Source organism: Parapedobacter flavus, from assembly GCF_035818675.1.
GTDB classification, from domain to species: Bacteria; Bacteroidota; Bacteroidia; order Sphingobacteriales; family Sphingobacteriaceae; genus Parapedobacter; species Parapedobacter flavus.
Genome location: NZ_JAYKZZ010000015.1, coordinates 138666 through 157145, shown reverse-complemented (window position 1 = coordinate 157145; position 18480 = coordinate 138666). Strand labels below are relative to the sequence as shown.

At 53.4% G+C, this 18480-nt stretch carries 16 protein-coding genes; 14 read left to right on the top strand and 2 right to left on the bottom strand.

Annotated elements, in window-relative coordinates; all coding sequences use genetic code 11:
• Nucleotides 1-2: 2 nt before the first annotated feature.
• The 11 genes from U9S71_RS12880 to U9S71_RS12830 all read left to right on the top strand — a co-directional run bounded on the left by U9S71_RS12880 (nucleotide 3) and on the right by U9S71_RS12830 (nucleotide 11996).
• Nucleotides 3-431 (top strand): hypothetical protein, encoded by a 429-nt coding sequence (locus U9S71_RS12880; RefSeq protein WP_326327916.1) that lies wholly within the window; start codon nucleotides 3-5, stop codon nucleotides 429-431.
• 117 nt (nucleotides 432-548) lie between these two features.
• Entirely contained in the window at nucleotides 549-2933 is a 2385-nt protein-coding gene (locus tag U9S71_RS12875; RefSeq protein WP_326327915.1) for a TonB-dependent receptor, read from the top strand.
• A gap of 4 nt (nucleotides 2934-2937) precedes the next feature.
• Nucleotides 2938-4218, top strand: coding sequence for a DUF4374 domain-containing protein (locus U9S71_RS12870; protein ID WP_326327914.1), 1281 nt, complete (start codon nucleotides 2938-2940; stop codon nucleotides 4216-4218).
• Nucleotides 4218-5411 carry an alpha/beta hydrolase gene (locus U9S71_RS12865; protein WP_326327913.1) on the top strand — a complete coding sequence of 398 codons (1194 nt, stop codon included), beginning with the start codon at nucleotides 4218-4220 and terminating at the stop codon, nucleotides 5409-5411. Before U9S71_RS12870 ends, U9S71_RS12865 begins: the two co-directional genes overlap by 1 nt.
• A gap of 29 nt (nucleotides 5412-5440) precedes the next feature.
• Complete coding sequence (locus U9S71_RS12860) at nucleotides 5441-6493, top strand: YncE family protein (protein ID WP_326327912.1); 1053 nt, start codon at nucleotides 5441-5443, stop codon at nucleotides 6491-6493.
• Nucleotides 6494-6517: 24 nt separating this feature from the next.
• Nucleotides 6518-7570: a YncE family protein gene (locus U9S71_RS12855; RefSeq protein ID WP_326327911.1), complete on the top strand. Its 1053-nt coding sequence runs from the start codon at nucleotides 6518-6520 to the stop codon at nucleotides 7568-7570.
• Between the two features lie 7 nt (nucleotides 7571-7577).
• Nucleotides 7578-8681, top strand: a complete 1104-nt coding sequence (locus U9S71_RS12850) for an ABC transporter substrate-binding protein (RefSeq protein ID WP_326327910.1) — start codon at nucleotides 7578-7580, stop codon at nucleotides 8679-8681.
• A 9-nt stretch (nucleotides 8682-8690) separates the two neighbouring features.
• Nucleotides 8691-9737, top strand: coding sequence for a FecCD family ABC transporter permease (locus tag U9S71_RS12845; protein ID WP_326327909.1), 1047 nt, complete (start codon nucleotides 8691-8693; stop codon nucleotides 9735-9737).
• A 14-nt stretch (nucleotides 9738-9751) separates the two neighbouring features.
• The gene (locus U9S71_RS12840; protein WP_326327908.1) at nucleotides 9752-10531 is read left to right on the top strand and encodes an ABC transporter ATP-binding protein; all 780 of its coding nucleotides are present in this window, start codon (nucleotides 9752-9754) and stop codon (nucleotides 10529-10531) included.
• An 82-nt stretch (nucleotides 10532-10613) separates the two neighbouring features.
• A complete protein-coding gene (locus U9S71_RS12835; RefSeq protein WP_326327907.1) occupies nucleotides 10614-10901 on the top strand; it encodes a DUF2218 domain-containing protein in 288 nt (95 codons plus the stop codon).
• A gap of 114 nt (nucleotides 10902-11015) precedes the next feature.
• On the top strand, nucleotides 11016-11996 hold the full coding sequence (locus U9S71_RS12830; RefSeq protein ID WP_326327906.1) for an endonuclease/exonuclease/phosphatase family protein: 981 nt from the start codon (nucleotides 11016-11018) through the stop codon (nucleotides 11994-11996).
• On the opposite strand, the gene U9S71_RS12825 is transcribed toward U9S71_RS12830, so the two are convergent.
• Nucleotides 11982-12986, bottom strand: a complete 1005-nt coding sequence (locus U9S71_RS12825) for an AraC family transcriptional regulator (RefSeq protein ID WP_326327905.1) — start codon at nucleotides 12984-12986, stop codon at nucleotides 11982-11984. The two genes, U9S71_RS12830 and U9S71_RS12825, sit on opposite strands and share 15 nt — an antisense overlap.
• Nucleotides 12987-13077: 91 nt before the next feature.
• On the opposite strand from U9S71_RS12825, the gene U9S71_RS12820 reads away from it, so the two are divergent.
• The 3 genes from U9S71_RS12820 to U9S71_RS12810 all read left to right on the top strand — a co-directional run bounded on the left by U9S71_RS12820 (nucleotide 13078) and on the right by U9S71_RS12810 (nucleotide 18254).
• Nucleotides 13078-15540, top strand: coding sequence for a TonB-dependent receptor (locus U9S71_RS12820; protein WP_326327904.1), 2463 nt, complete (start codon nucleotides 13078-13080; stop codon nucleotides 15538-15540).
• A gap of 12 nt (nucleotides 15541-15552) precedes the next feature.
• Entirely contained in the window at nucleotides 15553-16929 is a 1377-nt protein-coding gene (locus tag U9S71_RS12815; RefSeq protein WP_326327903.1) for a DUF4374 domain-containing protein, read from the top strand.
• An 86-nt stretch (nucleotides 16930-17015) separates the two neighbouring features.
• Complete coding sequence (locus U9S71_RS12810) at nucleotides 17016-18254, top strand: PepSY-associated TM helix domain-containing protein (RefSeq protein ID WP_326327902.1); 1239 nt, start codon at nucleotides 17016-17018, stop codon at nucleotides 18252-18254.
• Here the strand turns inward: U9S71_RS12810 and U9S71_RS12805 are convergent.
• Entirely contained in the window at nucleotides 18251-18451 is a 201-nt protein-coding gene (locus U9S71_RS12805) for a sugar phosphate isomerase/epimerase family protein (RefSeq protein WP_326327901.1), read from the bottom strand. The genes U9S71_RS12810 and U9S71_RS12805 overlap by 4 nt on opposite strands.
• Nucleotides 18452-18480 lie beyond the last annotated feature (29 nt).

The window sequence follows — 18480 nt, the reverse complement described above, 5'->3', positions numbered from 1 at the left end:
ACGTGTCGGAGGCCGTTGTTTCCGGCGCGGAACCCTTCACTTGCGGATTGGAGGCCATTGCTTCCGGCCCGGGACCTATCACTTGCGGAGCGGAAGCCGTTGCTGCCGACCCGGAAGCAACCACTTGCGAAGCGGAAACCGTTACTTCCGATCTGGAAGCCATCACTTGCGTAGCGGGAACCGTTGATCCCGGCAGGCGAGCCATCGCTTGCGTAGCGGAAGCCGCTACTTCCAACACGGGACCCATTACTCGCGGAGCGGGAGCCGTTACTTCCGACCGGGAAGCCATCGCTTGCCGACCGGGAGCCGTTGCTTGCGGAGCGGAAGCCGTTGCTTGCGGAGCGGAAGCCGTTGCTTGCAGTCCGGAACCTATCGCTTACGAAGCGGAAGCCGTTGCTTACGAAGCGGAAGCGATAGATTCCGAACCATAAAAAACCCTTATACAGCATTGTTACACACATTTAATGGATTAGATTTGCTTATAGTTTGTAATTAATCTAAATTAGCGGCATTTTTAAGCGGTCGTTGTGAGACAATTGGTTAGTTTGATGATTTCGAGAACGGGTTTGGTCGCTGCATGCGCACTTTTCATGACCTTGCATGCCTTTGGACAGTCGGGCACACTGGCCGGCACAGTGACCGATAAGCAGGGGAACACGCTTGTTGGAGCCTCGGTGACCCTGGGTACTGCCGTCTCATCGCAAATCACTAATCAATCGGGCGCATTTACTTTCGCTAACCTTCCCGCCGGCAACTACACCTTACGGGTGACGCATGTCGGATACACCGAATACACGGAAAATATCCAGTTCAATGGCCGGGCGACCAAGCTCACCATCCAATTATCGTCGCAATCCAATATGCTCGAAGGTGCTACCGTGGTCGGCAAAAGCGAAACCCAGCAGGTACGCGAACAGGCTATCCGTGCCGTGGTGGTAGATACCCGGGCCGTGGCCGAGCAGCCCACCACACTGGCCGAGCTGATGAACCGCTCGCCGGGTATCCGCATCAGGCAGAGCGGTGGATTGGGCAACACGGTGGATGTATCGATCAACGGATTCCAGGGCAATGCTGTCCAGTATTTCCGTGATGGCATCCCGCTCGAATACCTGGGTGGCGGTTATGGCATCAACAATGTACCCATCAACCTGCTGGAACGCGCCGAGGTATATAAAGGTGTGGTGCCCGTATCTTTGGGGGGTGATGCGTTGGGGGGTGCCGTAAACCTGGTGACACGCAAGCACATCGGCTCGATGCTCGATATTTCATATGAAGCAGCATCGTTCAACAGCCATATCGCTAATTTATCCGCTTATCACCGGGCCGAAAAAGGCTGGTTTGTCGGAATCGATGCGTTTTACAATTATTCCGACAACGATTACCAAGCCGATGTGGAGGTGGTCAACGAAAACGCCAACCTCGTACCGGTAACGGTGCCTCTGTTCCATAACGGCTATGCACATTATTTCGTGGAAGCCTACACGGGGATAGGCAATACCAACTGGACCGATGAACTCCGTTTTTCCGTTGCCCACTATGGCATTGATAGGGAATCGCAGCATCCTGCACTGATGACCAACCCTTATGGCGCGTTGACCATGCACAATACGGGTTGGGTGCCGAGTATACGGTACCGGAAGGCAATCGGCAGTTTTGCGGTCGACCAATTCGTATCTTATAGTACCATCGACCGGTCGCGGGTAGATACCGTCCGTGGCACTTATAATTGGTACGGCGACTTCACGCCACACAACGGTATAGGCGAAAGCCCACGGCCGTCATTAGCGACTATCGACTTCTACAACTTCATCAGTCGTACACACGTAGCATATACGATCAATGAGTCGCATAAACTCGATGCCAATGTCGTCTATAACCATAACAGACGGATCGGTGCCGACCCATACGGCTTGCGCTTTGCGGGAACGGATATCGACATCCTAAGTAAAGAGGCGATTTACGCCAAAACCACTGCCGGTATCTCCTGGGAATCGAAGTGGTTAAACGAACGGTTGGTTAACCAGCTGTCGGCCAAATTCTTCCGGTTCGAAACCCGGGGTATCGATGGATTTATGGCGAATGCGACCGACCTCGACGACTACACCACTTCCGAAAACAACAATTGGGGCATCGGAAACGCTGTGAAGTACACCCTGGGCGACCACCACCTGCTGCGGGCATCATTCGAACTGACCAACCGGTTGCCTAGGGAAAATGAGCTATTTGGTGATAACGACACCCGTGCCCCTAACTTTGACTTGGAGCCTGAACGGAGTTTCAACGTCAACCTCGGTTACCGTTACCAAGCATCACAGCTTTCTGCCGAAATCGGCGCGTTCTACCGGAAAACCAAGGGCATGATCATGCTCGTACCTGTGCAGCCACCCTTTGCACAGTACCAAAACCTCGATAGTATACGCGGGTACGGCGTAGATATCGATCTCCATTACCGCATCAGCGAGCTACTGCAACTAAACGCGAATGCCACATGGCAAGACAACCGGATGGTGGACATCGGCGATGGCCTGCACCAATGGATTGAAGGCACGCGGCTACGGAACACACCCTATTTTTTCGCCAATGCGGGCGCAGTCGCTAACTTTAATGGCGTACTGGCATCCCATGATCGGTTGAAACCCTATGTCCACTGGAACTTCATCCGTGAGTTTTACCTCAACCACATCCCGCGCGATGCAGAGCCCAGTGGATTCCTCGGCCTCTTCGGCAACGCCAAGGTACCGGTAACCAACGTAGTGCCCAACCAGCACCTGCTCAGCGCCGGTTTCAATTACTTTTTGGCTAACCAGCCGGTTTCCCTCGGGTTTGAAGTAAAGAATATGGCCGATAGCAAATTATACGACTACTATAAAATACAGCGGCCCGGCCGCAGTTTCCACGTAAAAATTAATTACCATTTAACAAAAAAGCGATAATCATATGAACAAGCAATTCCTTCGCGCTGCTACAGCAATCGTTACGGCAGCAGCCCTGTTTACCTCCTGTGCAAAAGATGACCCCGCTCCCGACCAGGATAGTGACACTAAATACGTGTTAATCACCTTGGCCGACCGGGTATCCGGAAACAAAGCCGGTTTTATCAGTTCCTTCGACGAGATGCCAACGGGAACGATTTCCAACGCTACGGCCGGGTCGTTGGAAGGCCAGGGCATGGGTGGTTGGCGCACTTACGGCAACAACATCTATAAGATGTTCCGCACGGCAGATTATGTCCAAGGCATCGAGAAAATAAATGTGGCCGCAGATGGTACGGTTACTTCGGGCGCATTCATCAGCTCGAAAGACCAAGCGGCTGCCGCAAAGTATTTCGGAACCGGCAACTTCGTTATCCAAGACGATAACCTGGGTTACTATTGGGATGCCGCAGAGCCTTATAATATCCAAAAATTCAACCCCACCACCATGGTAAACACCGGGTCGATGGATTTCGAAGAAGAAGTGAAGGAGATGGAATTGAGCGAAGTAAGTTTCGCCGCAATCGGCCAGAAATTCCTAGCCATAAAAAACGGTAAACTCTTCGCCAACCTTACCTATGCGAAGAATACCGAAAGCCAAATCGGCTTCTTTGACGACTTTTATACAGACGTATACATTGCGGTTATCGATCTCGCATCAGGAACCTGGGAAAAACGCATCAAAATCGAGGATACGGGAAGCATCGCCTACATCAATGAAAACCATATGTATGACTTTGATGACAATGGCGACCTCTACATCGTTACACAAGGCACCCATGCCAAGGGACTGGGTGGAAAATCAAAGATTGCCCGTATCAAAGCTAACGAAACCGATATCGATAAAACCTGGGAGATGAACTTCTCCGAGTTCCGTAGCGTAGACAATGGCAAATTTGTGAACGTATTCGCTAAAAACGGCCGACTTATCGTGACGCTCAATACGGAGACATTGGCTGGCGGACCTACAGGCAACATCAACAGCGCAGACATCTGGGAGTTCTACAGTGTAGACATAGACAATCCCACGCAGTATAACAAAATCGAGGGTATTCCCGTAGGCACCAACCCTGGCGCAGCCATGCTCGCTTCGGAAGTGGATGGAAAGGTATTCCTCCGTGGTTCTTCCATCAACTCGGGCAACGGGTACTATGTGTATGATTTCGCAACCAATTCCGCAGAACTCGCATTCAGCGTAGACGTCGGCGGAGCGGTATCCGGTTTCCATAAAATAGAAGTGCAGTAATGAGCAAACGGGGTTGCTACATGCTTTTGTTGATATGCCTTCCGCTCTTCGGCACGGCCCAGTATACACTTACGGTAAACGTGACCGGCGTACCGCCATCGCATACCGACGAGCCCGTTTACATTACCGGCAACTTCAACCGCTGGAACCCGGCGGAAGAACACCTCACCCTGAACAAACACGCTGATGGCTCTTATGGCATCAGCGTGTTGCTGGAAGACGTGCCCAGCGACCGCCTCGAATTCAAGTTCACCCGTGGTAGCTGGCCCACTTCCGAATGTACGGCCGATGGCCGATTAGTGGGGCCACGGCTGGCCAGACTGAATCGCGATACAACCATCACCTGCCGAATCGAGGGCTGGCGCGATGATTTTCCGGCATCCACCGCATCACCCAACGTGCACGTGTTGGATTCGGCATTTTACATCCCCCAACTGGATAGGCACCGCAAAATCTGGATTTACCTGCCCGAGGATTATAACGCGTCTACCAAGCGATACCCCGTGCTTTATATGCACGATGGCCAACACCTCTTCGACGAAGCCACCTCACGGGGCCGCATCGGCCCCATCGAATGGGGGGTCGACGAGGTGATCGACACCGCCAGCGAAAAGTGCATCGTGGTGGCCATCAACCACCAAACGGATTACAAAGACCGCGTGCCGGAGTTCTATTACCGCACCAGCACGGACTACCCCACCGTGGAAGGCCCGCAATACCTGGCGTTTATCGTAGAGACGCTAAAACCATACATCGACGCGCGTTACCGTACGCTCGCCGATAAAGCACACACCGGCTTGGCGGGTAGCTCCATGGGTGGCCTCATTACGTTCTACGGCGGACTTGCCTACCCCGGGGTCTTCGGCACCGTGGGCGTCTTCTCGCCATCCATCTGGCTCGACCATGGAAACATTGAAAATGAACTGACTACACTGACAAACATAGCAAACATCCATACCCAACGGTACTACTTCTATGCCGGCACAAGCGAAAACCGCCGCAAACCCGACGGTACGTTCGTGCACATGAACACCGACGTACAACGGGCCATCGGTCTGCTGCAGAAAGCCGCCGACCCCGAAATCGAACTCTCGGTACGCGAGGACGGGCGGCACGGTGCGCTCTACTGGCGCGAAGCATTCCCCGCCTTTTACCACTGGTTCATGGAAGGTACCCAACAGGCTGTTTATTAACCCTATGTTTTACTTTAATCTTAATCGATATGCAACAATTCAAATTCCACCAACTGTTTCCTAAAGCCACCATGTTGGCTTTAGCCGCCGCTGCCAGTGTAACATTGTCTCCTGCCCAAACCCTTTCCACATCGGCCAAGGTGGGCAAAGGGCTTTACGAAATCGTGGTCGACCACAACGACGGTGCCGTTTACGTTGCATCCGTCGGCCAAGGCGATGTCCTCGGTCCCTACATCTACAAACTTGACCCAAAAACCCTGGCAGCCGTTGATAGCATCGCGCTGGATGAGGTCCCTGGATTCGGCCTGGGCATCAACCAAAAGACACAAACGCTGTACACGTCCGATACCCGGTCCAACTCCGTCCACGCCATCGACCTCAAAACCGGCACCGTGCTCGCCACCATCAGCAACGGCGCAGAAAAAAGCCATACACGTGAAATCGCCGTCGACGAGAAAACCAACAAAGTATATGTATCGGATGTAGGGGACCCCAGCACCATCTGGGTGATCGACGGAAAAACGAACCAGTACCTGTATTCGTTGGAAGATGCTGGTAAAACGGCTACCGGACTGGCCATCGACAGTAAAAAAGGATTACTTTATGTAACGGCCATGGGCGACAACGAAGTGCACGTGTATAACACCAAAACCCGCGAAAAGGTAACGTCCTTCCCCTCGGGATCGGAAAGCCCCATTAACATTGCACTCGACAAAAAGGGCAACCGCCTATTCATCACCGATTCGAAAAACAGCGTACTGACGGCCCTAAACGCCTCAACAGGTAAACTGTTACAGAAAATAACGGTGGGCGAAAACCCCATCGGTGTAACTTTCGATGCCAAGCACAACCGCATTTTTACGGCCAACAGGAAAGGCCAATCGCTTACGGTTATCGATGGAAAGACCTACGCCATCATCAAAGACATCGCCACCGAAGGGCTTTCCAACACGGTAGCCGTAAACCCGAAAACCGGCGAGGCCTACGTCACCAACAAGCAGGTAGGTAGCCGCGTGCGCGAAGGACAAACCCCACCCGCTCCGCTGCCGAATGGCGATACGGTAAGTTTGATTACGTTTTAACCCTTGATTTTTAACTTCAACTCCATGAACACAAAAAACAACGTCCGGAAAATCGCTGCCTTTGCATGTGCAGCCGTTACTTTGGTAGGCATGACCGCCTATGATGCATACGCCCAAAAGTTGGTGAAGACCGAAAAAATCAGCACCAATTCCAACGTGTACCAACCCGTATATAACCCTAAGGACGGTTTCGTTTACGTCTCGGCTGCCCATGAACAGGGGAATACCGGCAAAGTATACAAGATCGATGCGGAGACCCTCAAGACGGTCGACAGCATCGCTGCACCCGAGTCGGCACCGATGGGATTAGGCATCAGTGTGAACACCCAAACACTCTATTCCACGAACAGCCGCACCGGTATCGTAACCGCCATTAACCTGGCTACCGGTGAACAAACGCACATTACAACCGGCGAAGAAGGGCAGGCACCCCGCGAAATCCGTGTGGATGAAAGCCGCGACCTCGTGTATGCCAGTAGTGTGCGCGGCGGCGGCTTGTGGGTCATCGATGCCAAGACCAATAAATTTCTGAAATTTTACGGCGACCTCGGCGGTGCCATTACCGGACACTACATCGATGAAAAGAACAACATCATCTACGCGACCGCCATGCGCGACAATGAAGTGGTGGTGGTTGACGGTGCCACAGGCAAGGTGCTGAAGAAATTCGCCGCACACGGCGAACGTCCTACCAACGTGCACCACGACGCCAAAAACAACCGCCTATACGTAGCCAACCAGACCACGGAGAACATCACCGTGCTGGATGCCGAAACCGGCGAACTCATCAAGGCCATCCCCACCGGGAAAGGGGCCCTGGGCGTAAACCACGACCCCAAGCGCGGAAACATCTACGTGGCTAACCGCCATGGACGTACCGTGACGGTGATCGACGACAAGTCGTTGGAAGTGACCAAAACCTTCGAAATGGATGCACTGCCCAATACCGTGGCCATCAACCACGCTACGGGCGACGTGTACGTGACCAATAAGCAAGCGGTACGGGAGCGGAGTGAAAATGCTCCCGAGCCCGTCCCGGCACCGAACGCAGACTCCATCAGTTTGATTAAATTGTAAAAAGAACATGCACACGAAATTTAAAATAACCACCCTCCTACTCGGTGTGATCTTTGCGACAGCGCTGCATGGCCAGCCCATTACGGTCACCGATGTGGTCGGCCGCGACGTGACCATCCCGCAACCCGCCAAACGGGTTATCCTCGGTGAAGGGCGCCAGCTGATTACCCTGAGCCTCCTCCTGCCCGACCCGGTGGCGATCACCGCAGGGTGGACTGGCGACTTCTCCAAATCGGGCGGTTTGCTCTATGAGGCGTACCGCACGCAATTCCCGGCACTCGACGACATCCCGCTCATCGGCACGTCGGGCAAGGAAACCGTTTCCACCGAACAGATCATATCGCTGAAGCCCGACCTGGCCATCTTCGGAGCCGGCTCACACGGGCCGGATGCGAAATCCGCCGACATCATCCGCCAGCTGGAAGCAGCAGGCATTCCCATCGTCTTCATCGATTTCCGCCTCCACCCATTTAAAAACACGGTACCGAGCATGTCGCTATTGGGTAAGGTGCTGGGCCGCGAGGCACAGGCAAATGCCTTTGTGGAATTCTATAACAGGCGGATGAACCACATCCGCGGCACCCTGGCCAAGCACCAAGACATCAAGAAGCCCAAGGTGTACATGGAGATGATCCGCGGCACCGCGCCTCCGGGCTCCCCCGGCAATGGGAACCTGGGCGAATTCATCGAGTTTGTCGGCGGCAACAACATCGGCACCATCCTGCCCGGCGAAGTGGGAACGCTCAACATGGAATACGTGATCAGCGAGCAGCCCGATGTGTACATCGCAACCGGTATTGCCAAGCCGGAAGAAGAAGGCATGGTCATCGGTCAGGACGTATTTACGTACCAAACCCAGGAAAGTCTCGCCAAGCTGGCGGCACGCCCGGTGGTGAGTCCGCTCAACGCCATCAAGGAAAATCGAGTATACGCCATGTGGCACCTCTTCTACGATTCGCCGCTCAACATCGCGGCGGTAGAGGCGCTCGCCAAATGGACCCATCCCGAACTGTTCGGCAAGCTGAAACCCCATGGGGTGCTGAAGGAAATAAACGAACGGTTTTTGGCCGTTCCATTAAAAGGTGTTTACTTTGCGGAATTGAAACCATAGGGAGTAGCTTTGTATCCATCAACCGCGGTCATTGAAAAAGGGTATCGCCAACAGTTTATTAAACGTGTCGTACTGCTGGTCGCGCTGGCCGTGGCCACGGTAGCCTCCTTCCTGGTCGATATCGCCGTTGGCCCGTCGACACTCGATTTTGCCGGCGTATTACAGGCCATTTTTTCACCCGACAGCGTCGACCTATCGGCCCGGGTAATCGTCTGGGAGGTACGCATGCCTTACGCGGTCATGGCACTTTTGGTAGGCGCTTCCCTGTCGCTGGCCGGCTGCGAGATGCAGACCATCATGAACAATTCGATGGCCAGTCCATTCACGTTGGGTGTGTCGGCAGCGGCATCATTCGGCGCCGCGCTGGCTATCGTTCTCGGGCTCAGCATCCCCGGTGTGGGCGGCGAATGGATGATCGTGGTCAACGCATTCGTCTTCGCCTTCGGGGCTACCCTCCTGCTGCAGGCGCTGTCGTCGTTGCGGGGCACGGGTCCAGAAGGCTTGGTGCTGTTTGGCATTGCATTGGTTTTTTTATTTAACGCATTCACGGGCATCATGCAATACTTAGCCAGCGCCGAAGCACTGCAGCAATTCATCTTCTGGAGCCTCGGCTCATTGACCAAGGCCAATTGGGACAATATCCCGTTGCTATTCGGGTTATTTGTGGTCCTCGCGCCGTTTTCGCTAGCGTCGGCCTGGCAGCTCACGGCCTTGAGGCTCGGTGAGGAAAGTGCCCGTAGTTTTGGCGTCGGCGTGAAGCGCCTGCGTTTCCTGTCCCTATTGCGCATCAGTCTGCTCACCGCGGGTGCCACGGCCTTTGTGGGCACCATCGGGTTCATCGGATTGGTAGGTCCGCACATCGCCAAGCTGCTCATCGGCGAAGACCACCGGTTTTCGCTGCCCGCGAGTATCCTATCGGGCGCACTGATCATGTCGTTGGCATCGATCATCAGCAAGGCCATCCTGGCGGGAGCTATCGTGCCGGTAGGTATCGTGACCTCCCTGATCGGTGTGCCGGTATTCGTAGCCTTGATTTTGAACAAGCAAAAACGTTAGGAGAAAGGGATTCCATGGCAACACTCCAGGTTAGCGAAATCCACGCAGGTTACCCCAAGAAAAAGGTAATCGACGGCCTCACACTGCCGCCATTGGCTAGCGGGGAGGTAACGGTACTCACGGGCCCCAACGCAGCGGGCAAGTCCACGCTGCTGCGTGCCATAGCGGGTTTGCTGCATGCCCATGGGTCGGTGCAGTATGAAGGGAACGAGTTGACCACGCTTTCCCCGCGGAAACGGGCATCGTATGTCAGCTTCATGCCCCAAAGCGTACCGACCGATATCAACCTTTCGGTGATGGAGGCCATTATCAGTGCCCTGAAGGCATCGCCCTTCGACGCGGCCACTACCCACAATGAGCAATTGCACCGCCGTGCCATTACGGTGCTGGAGCGCATCGGCATCGCCCACTTAGCCCTCGAGCCCCTCAACCAGCTGTCGGGTGGGCAACGGCAGATGGCCAGCCTGGCGCGGAGCGTGGTACGCGAACCCCACATCCTTTTGCTGGACGAACCCACCAGTGCGCTTGATCTGCGCCATCAATTGAAGGTGATGCGCCTGGCCCGCTCCTTTGCGCAAGACGGGCGCATCGTTATCATGGTGCTGCACGACCTTAACCTGGCCATGCGCTGGGCCGACCGGGTGGTGGTGATGCACCAAGGCAAACTCGTGAGCCAAGGCTCCCCTACCGAAGCCATTACACCCGCGGTGATCGAATCGGTGTATGGTGTACGCATACGTGTGGAACGCTGCAGCCAAGGCAAGCCGAACCTGATCGTGGACGGAGAGTGCTGAATCCATATGAGATAAAGACCCAAAATTAGTACTACCTTTGTTTGTCGATGGAATTGAACCATCCCTAAGAGGACGATTACACATGAAATCAACAACAACAATCGCCACCGAAGCGGCAAGCCGATACATCGGCCAGCTGTGCCGGCATTTCCGGCATAAAATCGAAACAGAATATACGGCTACGACCGGGCTCGCCACCTTCCCTTTCGGCACCTGCAACATGGCAGCCACACCCACCCACCTTACGTTTGACATCGCCGCGGACAATGCGGAAAGCGTGGAAAAAATCAAAGGCGTACTCATCCGTCACCTGGATAAATTCGCCTACAGGGAAAAACTCGAAGTGGAGTGGCAGGATCGTAGCAACTAGCGTTGAAAAAGTTCACACTTTGACAATAATATCGTTAGTTTTGTTTCGGCACCTTTGAGTCCGTACAGCCAATTTCACGATATGTATAAAAACAGCAAAACAGTACCCGGATCCATGACGACAAGAAAGACATTTCTAAAACAATCGGCGCTATCGCTCCTTGGTTTAAGTTTACTTTCATCAACGAAAGCTGCTTGGGCAGAACAAGCCTTTGGTAGTGCTGCTGCTAATGGCAGCTTCAGCACGGATATAAAAACCATCCGGTCGATTTCGTATAACATCTTCAATGGCTGTATTGGATATAAAGGCATCAATGGCCGCAACTTACCCCCGGGCGAACAGAGCACGTTAATCAAAGCCGCCCGGGATTTGGGGCAGATCCCCGCGCGGATTATGCAGGAGCTGGCGCTGTACCGGCCCGATATTATCAATTTCTCGGAGGGTCCCGATGAAAAAACCGTTGCAGAAATGGCGGAGATGCTGGATATGTCATACGCATTCTTCCCCGGCGGAAAAGATGGTTCGGGAAAATTCCCGGGAGCCATCCTCACCAATTTTGAAATCCTGAGCGCCGAAACCCGGCCGTTTGCGGACAAAAACGGCGACCTGGAGGAACTGTTCACCCGCCACTGGGGAAAAGCCAAACTTCGCTTACCAAATGGCAAATCCATCGTTGTCCATTCCGCCCATCTGTGGCCATTTGCAAAAGAGGAAAACGATACCCGCATCCGATTGGACGAAATTGCGGCAATGCAGGCAGCCATCGCACAAGATGCTGCCGGCGATGCGGATTCCATCCTCCTCCAAGGCGACCTGAACCATAGGCCGGACACCGAGGAATACAAGCGGTTAAATAGCGGTTCATTGGTCGACACATTTACAGCGGCAGGCCAAGGCGATGGCTTTACGGCCAACGCCATCAAACCCGCGAAACGGATCGACTACATTTACTGCACAGGGACATTTGCCCGGCACATCAAAGCTTGCCGCTCACTGTACGAAGGGAATTTCCGGATGAATAACGAGGACCCGAACGGGTTTGCATTGAGCGACCACCTTCCGGTGTTGGCCGATTTCGGGTTAGGCAGCGAATAAAAAGGCGCAGATGGTTTCAAGCTCGCCCAGCACGGGGAATGCCGGCAGAACCATACGCAACAGCTTGTTGGGAAGCACACCGAAATGCTTGCGGAAAGCAGCAGTGAAATGCGACGCATACTTATAGCCGACTTCCTGCGCCACCGCCGCCACCTTCAATTCCTTGGATAGCAGCAACGCCTTCGCCAGTTCCATGCGCCGCGCGGTAAGGTAACCGAATACGGTGGTGCCGTAAACCGCCTTGAAGTGCTTTTTCAAGGTAGCCTCATTGGTGCCCACCGCATGTGCGAGGCCGACCAGCGAATACGACCGGGCAGGTTGGTTATACAGCAGGTCCCTTACCTTTTGCATCCGCTCCAACTCTTCGGATCGCAGCCGGGCTAACGCACCTTCATTACTGAAATGATCGGCTTTTTCCAGAAAAAGCACCCAAAGCTCAGCCAGTTTCAGCTGGGTATAGGCGCGCTGTAAATAAACCGGCTTCTTATCATGCAGCAGCTGTTGGATCACCGCTACCTTCCGCATCCCCAACACCATACCCCGTCCACCCAATAGCCAGGCACATGTATCGGTACGCAAGAATTTATTAAGATATGACGGCCGGCCAGCATTAGGCAATGGGAAATCCGGAAGCCCGACAACCAATATGAACAGTTCACAGCTACCTTCGCCATCAATGCCAATGTTTTGCGTACATCCCTCGGTCACCAACGAACAGTCGCTTTCACCGTCCGAAAACACCTTCGCTGGCCCGTGGCAGCCTACTTGGATGCCCTTCCCCTGGGCAACGTACACCAGGCGGACTTCCGGGCGCGGTTGTGCCAGCATACGGAAACGGTGGGCCGCAGACGAGGTGTGGAACCGATAGTAGGTAAACGTACCCGACCGGCTTATCGTCACCTGGCCGCCAACCCATATTTCCGTGTGGGTCTCCCCATCCGCCAATCCTGCGTGCGTTAGTCCACTACCCATGCCTATAAATTCCGCCATTTATAAGTGATTTTCCGTTTTCTATAATTTTCAGGTTAACCGTAACCCTATATTTGCGCCAAATATAAGTTATTTAGACTACATACAAATAATGAGTCTCCGAAAGTATATCACCCGCCTTTTATGCGCCGTGTTTTTCACCCTCTGCACCGCGCTGGGTTTCGCCCAAACCGCCATGCTTTCGGGTACCGTTACCGTCTCCTCCGGACAGCCGGTAGCGGGCGCATCGGTGATGCTAAAACCCGGTAATCGGGCGACGATGACCGACGAAAAAGGCAATTATACATTTGCGGATGTGTCTTTCGGTAAATACACCCTCGTTGTCACGTCGCTTGAAATCCAACCGATGGAGACGTCTGTGGCTGTCGTCCGCGCCCGCCAACGAAAAAACCTTGTTGCAACGGAAAACGAAGCGATCGATCTGGACGAGGCGATGGTTTCGCGGAATACCGAAAAAAAGGAAATGGAAACCAGCGGATTTGCGGTGGCCATCGTAGAGACGAAAGAAGCATCACTAAGAAACCTGACCACCAATGAGCTCCTCGACCGTACCGTGGGCGTACGGGTACGGCAAAACGGAGGCATCGGCTCGCAGGTAGAATATAACCTCAACGGCTTGTCGGGCAGCGCTGTTGGTTTATTTTTAGATGGTATCGAAATCTCCACCTACGGTTCGTCGTTCAACCTGAACAACATCCCGCCAGCGATGATCGAGCGTATCGAGGTGTATAAGGGCGTGCTGCCGTCGCACCTTACGGGCGATTATGTAGGCGGGGCCATCAACGTGGTGTTGAAGAAGGACGCATCGCAGAATAACATCACCCTTGCCACCTCTTACGGGTCGTTCAACACTTTCCAGACCGATGTAGGTGCTACCTTCCGCGATAAAAAAAGTGGCTTCTCCATACGGGCGTCGGGATTTTATACCTATACTGACAATAGCTTTACCACATGGGGACGGTCGACCACCTATGTAAACCACCTGCAACAGATCACCCGACCCTACCGTGCTAAACGATTCAACGATACTTATAAGTCGCTAGGTGGCCGTTTCCAGGCGGGATTTACCGATGTCAGCTGGGCGGATCAGTTCTTTCTAGGATACAACATTTCAGATACCTATAACGAAATCCCCCACGGCACCACGATGGCTGTGCCGTACGTAGGCCGCTTTTCGGAATTCCAGGCACATGTATTAAGCTTGAATTATCATAAAACCAACCTATTGGCGGATGGGCTGGCATTGACAGTCAATGCCGTGCACAGCAACCGCAGCACATACTTGCAAGATACCGTGGGTTTCGCCTATAACTGGGATGGGACCGTGCGGGAGGTGATCGAGTTTGGCGAACGCGTGCCACTCCGGACCTCCGGGGGCGGGCAGCAAGGCGAAAAGACCATCTCACAGATCGACCGGAAGATTACCAACATCCGTTCAAACCTCGGCTATACTATCGCTGAGGGGCATCGCGTCTCGTTAAACCATAAATTTGAAACCACAGACCGGGACGACAATGACCTGCTGAACCCCATTAATAAAGATTTGGTGACCATCAGCAAACTGGCTAAAAACATCCTTTCCGCCAACTACGAGGCACAGACACTGAACAATCGGCTGCGCACCAACTTGCTGGTCAAATACACGGCCAACCGGACCAGTACCAGCCGGCCGGAATTTGTTACCCAAGATGGACAGCTCGTACTTGTGCGGCGTGACACGGCCACGTTTGCCGACAACTTCGGCTATGGTGCCACCCTATCGTACAACATCATTCCCGACCTTTTCGTGATTGCCTCGGGCGAAAATGCCCAGATTATGCCGAGCGAACGGCAGTTGTATGGCGACCCTGAAATCAACATCCTGCCCAACCTCTGCTTGATGCCGGAAAAAAACATCAATTACAACCTCGGACTCCGCTGGGGGATGGTCGACTTCGGCAAGCACCGCTTGTCCGTATACGGCAGCGCCTTTTGGCGGAACGGCTTTGACAAAATCACGCAGCAAGTGGTGGATGAAGACGAAATCGACGAGGAATCGGACGCCGATATCCAAACTACCCGGTACATCAATTTGGGTAAAACCCAAGCACGTGGTGTAGAGGGTGAAATCAACTACATCTATGACAACCGCCTGAATGCCACGGTAAATTTCTCCAAGTTCAATAACCTATTCAAAGGTGGTAATGATGTCGCTGGCGAAGATCACGACCTTTACAACGAACAGGTACCCAATGAGCCTTTCTTTACCATCAATACCAATATCCAATACCGGCTGCGCGATATTTTCCAACGCCAATCGGTCATGAACCTGTATTACAACATGGGCTATGTCGGCGAGTTCTATATCGTGTGGGGGCAACCCGAATGGTCGAAAACCCCTACGCAATTCGCTCACGATCTCGGTGCTAGTTACCGATTCCCTAGCGGAAAACTTGTGGCCAGTCTAGACGTAAAAAACCTTTTTAACGCCGAAGTGTACGACAACTTCATGGTGCAGAAGCCCGGGCGGGGCATCTATTTCAAATTGAATTATACCATCAGTAAATTTTTATAAATAACAGATAGCATGAATAATCAACTAACAAAAATGATGTTTGCGGCGGCACTTGCGGCAATAACGCTAGGCAGCTGTAGCAAAAGTGAAGGCCCCGATCCTTCCACGGAACCACCCGTTGAAGACGGCACACGTTGGATTACGCTGACCGCTTCATTCCCCGACGAGAACGGCACAGCGGGCAACGGCGGCACGCTGGCCTATGCCATTACACCCGAAAACGCCGCAGACCCGAACTACGAAGTAAAGATATTCGATGCCGGCAACGGATTTTCGTTGAAATCGCAGCGCACGGCACGTGTACAAGCATCGGCCGATGGCCAATACCTCTACAATATCCAGTATACCGGTGCCGAAGGTGGTACCTTCAACCGATATAAAGTATCCGGTGAAGGCAAATACGTAGAAGACGGCTTTGAGTTGAATACAGCTATTATTCTGGGCTCCTCACCCCGTTGGACCAAAGCCGCTGAAGGTATCGGCGTAGGCGTTTCCTTTGTCAACGCCAGAGACTCATACACTGGGGACGTACCCAACCACGAGTATCAGCATCCGAAAGGTGAAATCCGTATGGCCTACATCGACCTAAACGAAAACTCCATTAAGAATACAGGGACCATCGAAGTGGACCTGGGCGAGGAACTGGAAAGCCAAGGGTACCATGTATGGCGCGCGGACGTGCCCGTATTGAACGAAGCAAAAGACAAACTGTTCATTGGCGTAGGCATCCGCAGGCACGACCTCGACAACAGGGAACTGGAAGTTAGCCGGAATGGATCGTTAAGCTGGGCCCGAACGGAAGAGCGTGATTTGGGTACGGTAACCTATGTGGTCGATTTCCCCTCATTGCGGAATCCAAAAATCATCACGTCTACCGTTGCACAAACCGACAACTTATCGTACCGTACCATGACACAATACGTCGGTACCGATGGGCATATCTACCAAGCGGCAACGGCCATGGGTAGTGGGCACCAGATCTTACGCATCGACAAATCGACGAACGATTACGATAATTCATACAATTTTGATTTAAATGCAGCGTTGGGCATTGACGACGCCGGCATCCGGGCCTTCCGCTATATACAAGATGGCATCGGTGCGGTCCTATATACCAAGGGAACGGTCGACGGTGGTTACCTTGCCCTGGTTGACCTGAATAACCTGACGGCGACTGCCTTGGCCACAGACAATGAAGGTGATGAAGCCATGGCTACGGCACTCGGTCAATTCCAAAACATCGGTGCAGACGGTGACTACATATATTTACCATTAACGCCCACCGGTAAGGACGGCAACCTGTATGTGATTAACTGGAAAACCAAGGAAATTACGAAAGGAGCCAAATTGGTTAACGGCTCAGGAAGTCATTATATCGGTGCTTACTAGAACATAAACATCTACTTACGAAATAGGAATGTCCCGGATCGTCAGCGATCCGGGACATCGCTTTTTAAACTTCCAACTAAACACCGATGGCTAAGCAAACACGCAAAAAAACAACCTGGCAAAAGACCCGGAAGCTGTTCAACGACATCCATCTATGGGCGGGCCTCATCAGCGGCATCGTAGTTGTCGTTATTTGTTTCAGTGGTACCATCTATACCTACAATACGGAGTTGCGCGAATGGGCGTCGCCCCACCTGCACAAGGTAGCGGTACCGGCCGACGGGGATCGGACTCGGGCCGACTCGTTTATATCAAAAATCGCTGAACTATCCGGTGGCACGGTCACCGCGGTGGGTATACCGGCAGACCCCGCCCGCACCTATACGTTCACGGTCCGCGTAGACGGCGATGACAGTCGCCGGGGTACCACCTATTACGTCAATCCGTATACCGGGCTGGTTACGGACACTTCCGAGGAAGTGACCAAAACCGACGAATTTATGCAAATGCTGTTCAGCTTACACCGCTGGCTGCTGCTGGACAGGATAGAAGAACCCCTCATCGGCGATTTGCCCAACCGGAAGCTGGGCAGTTACCTATCGGGCGCCGCTACGATACTATTTACGCTGGGGGTGTTAACGGGTATGGTCATCTGGTTCCCGCAAAAGCTGAGAAACTGGCGGCAAGGGCTTACCATTAAATGGAGCGCCAACTGGAAGCGCATCAACCACGACCTCCATAACTCCTTGGCCTTTTATTCCCTTATCTTCTTATTCCTGATGGGCATCACCGGACCGCAATGGTCTTTCCCTTGGTATCGAACGGGTCTCCAAAAAGCGTTGGGCACGTATCAGGAGCGACCCGCACAACGCGGTGGTGAGCGACCGGAACGCCCTGCTACGGCGACCAATGAAACGGGCAGCACCGCAACTGCCGATCAACGCGCTCCTATTGAGCTGCTCCCCTTCTCGGCTTACCTCGCCGCTACCGATGCGGCGCTCCCCTATACGGGCGACTACCAGCTGTCGTTGCCGCAGGATGGCGCTACGACCCTATCCATCCGGAAAAACCGAACCGGATTTTTTGCACCTGCCGCCAGTGACCAAGTGAGCTTGGATGCTGCAACGGCCGTAGTGAAAGAAGTAACCGTGTTCCGTGACAAACCGTTCAATGAACGGGTGGCAAGTTCCATCAAAGCGCTGCATGTGGGCAATGTATATGGCCAATTCACTAAGCTGCTCTATTTTCTCGCGTGTTTGGTGGCCACGACCTTACCCATTACGGGAACGCTGATCTGGCTTAACAAAATGAAGAAACGGCGTTAAGCACATTCATACATGAAGGGCCCAGCATACCCCGCTTCATCAAGCGCGGCTAGGATGGCGGGCCAATCATTGTTCCCCTTGCCGGAGCAGGGAAGCCAATGGTTTTCGGCATCGCCGGTACCATCTGCAATATGCACATGTTTCAGCCGCTTACCCAATGCCCGGATGAGCCGTTCGGGATGCTTAATGTGGTTCATATCAACAGCAGCATATACGGTGCCCGGCA

Coding starts and splice junctions, on each gene's coding strand:
- U9S71_RS12875 (WP_326327915.1), top strand. CDS start 549: ATGATTTCGAGAACGGGTTTGGTCGCTGCATGCGCACTTTTCATGACC.
- U9S71_RS12870 (WP_326327914.1), top strand. CDS start 2,938: ATGAACAAGCAATTCCTTCGCGCTGCTACAGCAATCGTTACGGCAGCA.
- U9S71_RS12865 (WP_326327913.1), top strand. CDS start 4,218: ATGAGCAAACGGGGTTGCTACATGCTTTTGTTGATATGCCTTCCGCTC.
- U9S71_RS12860 (WP_326327912.1), top strand. CDS start 5,441: ATGCAACAATTCAAATTCCACCAACTGTTTCCTAAAGCCACCATGTTG.
- U9S71_RS12855 (WP_326327911.1), top strand. CDS start 6,518: ATGAACACAAAAAACAACGTCCGGAAAATCGCTGCCTTTGCATGTGCA.
- U9S71_RS12850 (WP_326327910.1), top strand. CDS start 7,578: ATGCACACGAAATTTAAAATAACCACCCTCCTACTCGGTGTGATCTTT.
- U9S71_RS12840 (WP_326327908.1), top strand. CDS start 9,752: ATGGCAACACTCCAGGTTAGCGAAATCCACGCAGGTTACCCCAAGAAA.
- U9S71_RS12835 (WP_326327907.1), top strand. CDS start 10,614: ATGAAATCAACAACAACAATCGCCACCGAAGCGGCAAGCCGATACATC.
- U9S71_RS12830 (WP_326327906.1), top strand. CDS start 11,016: ATGACGACAAGAAAGACATTTCTAAAACAATCGGCGCTATCGCTCCTT.
- U9S71_RS12825 (WP_326327905.1), bottom strand. CDS start 12,986: ATGGCGGAATTTATAGGCATGGGTAGTGGACTAACGCACGCAGGATTG.
- U9S71_RS12820 (WP_326327904.1), top strand. CDS start 13,078: ATGAGTCTCCGAAAGTATATCACCCGCCTTTTATGCGCCGTGTTTTTC.
- U9S71_RS12815 (WP_326327903.1), top strand. CDS start 15,553: ATGAATAATCAACTAACAAAAATGATGTTTGCGGCGGCACTTGCGGCA.
- U9S71_RS12810 (WP_326327902.1), top strand. CDS start 17,016: ATGGCTAAGCAAACACGCAAAAAAACAACCTGGCAAAAGACCCGGAAG.
- U9S71_RS12805 (WP_326327901.1), bottom strand. CDS start 18,451: ATGAACCACATTAAGCATCCCGAACGGCTCATCCGGGCATTGGGTAAG.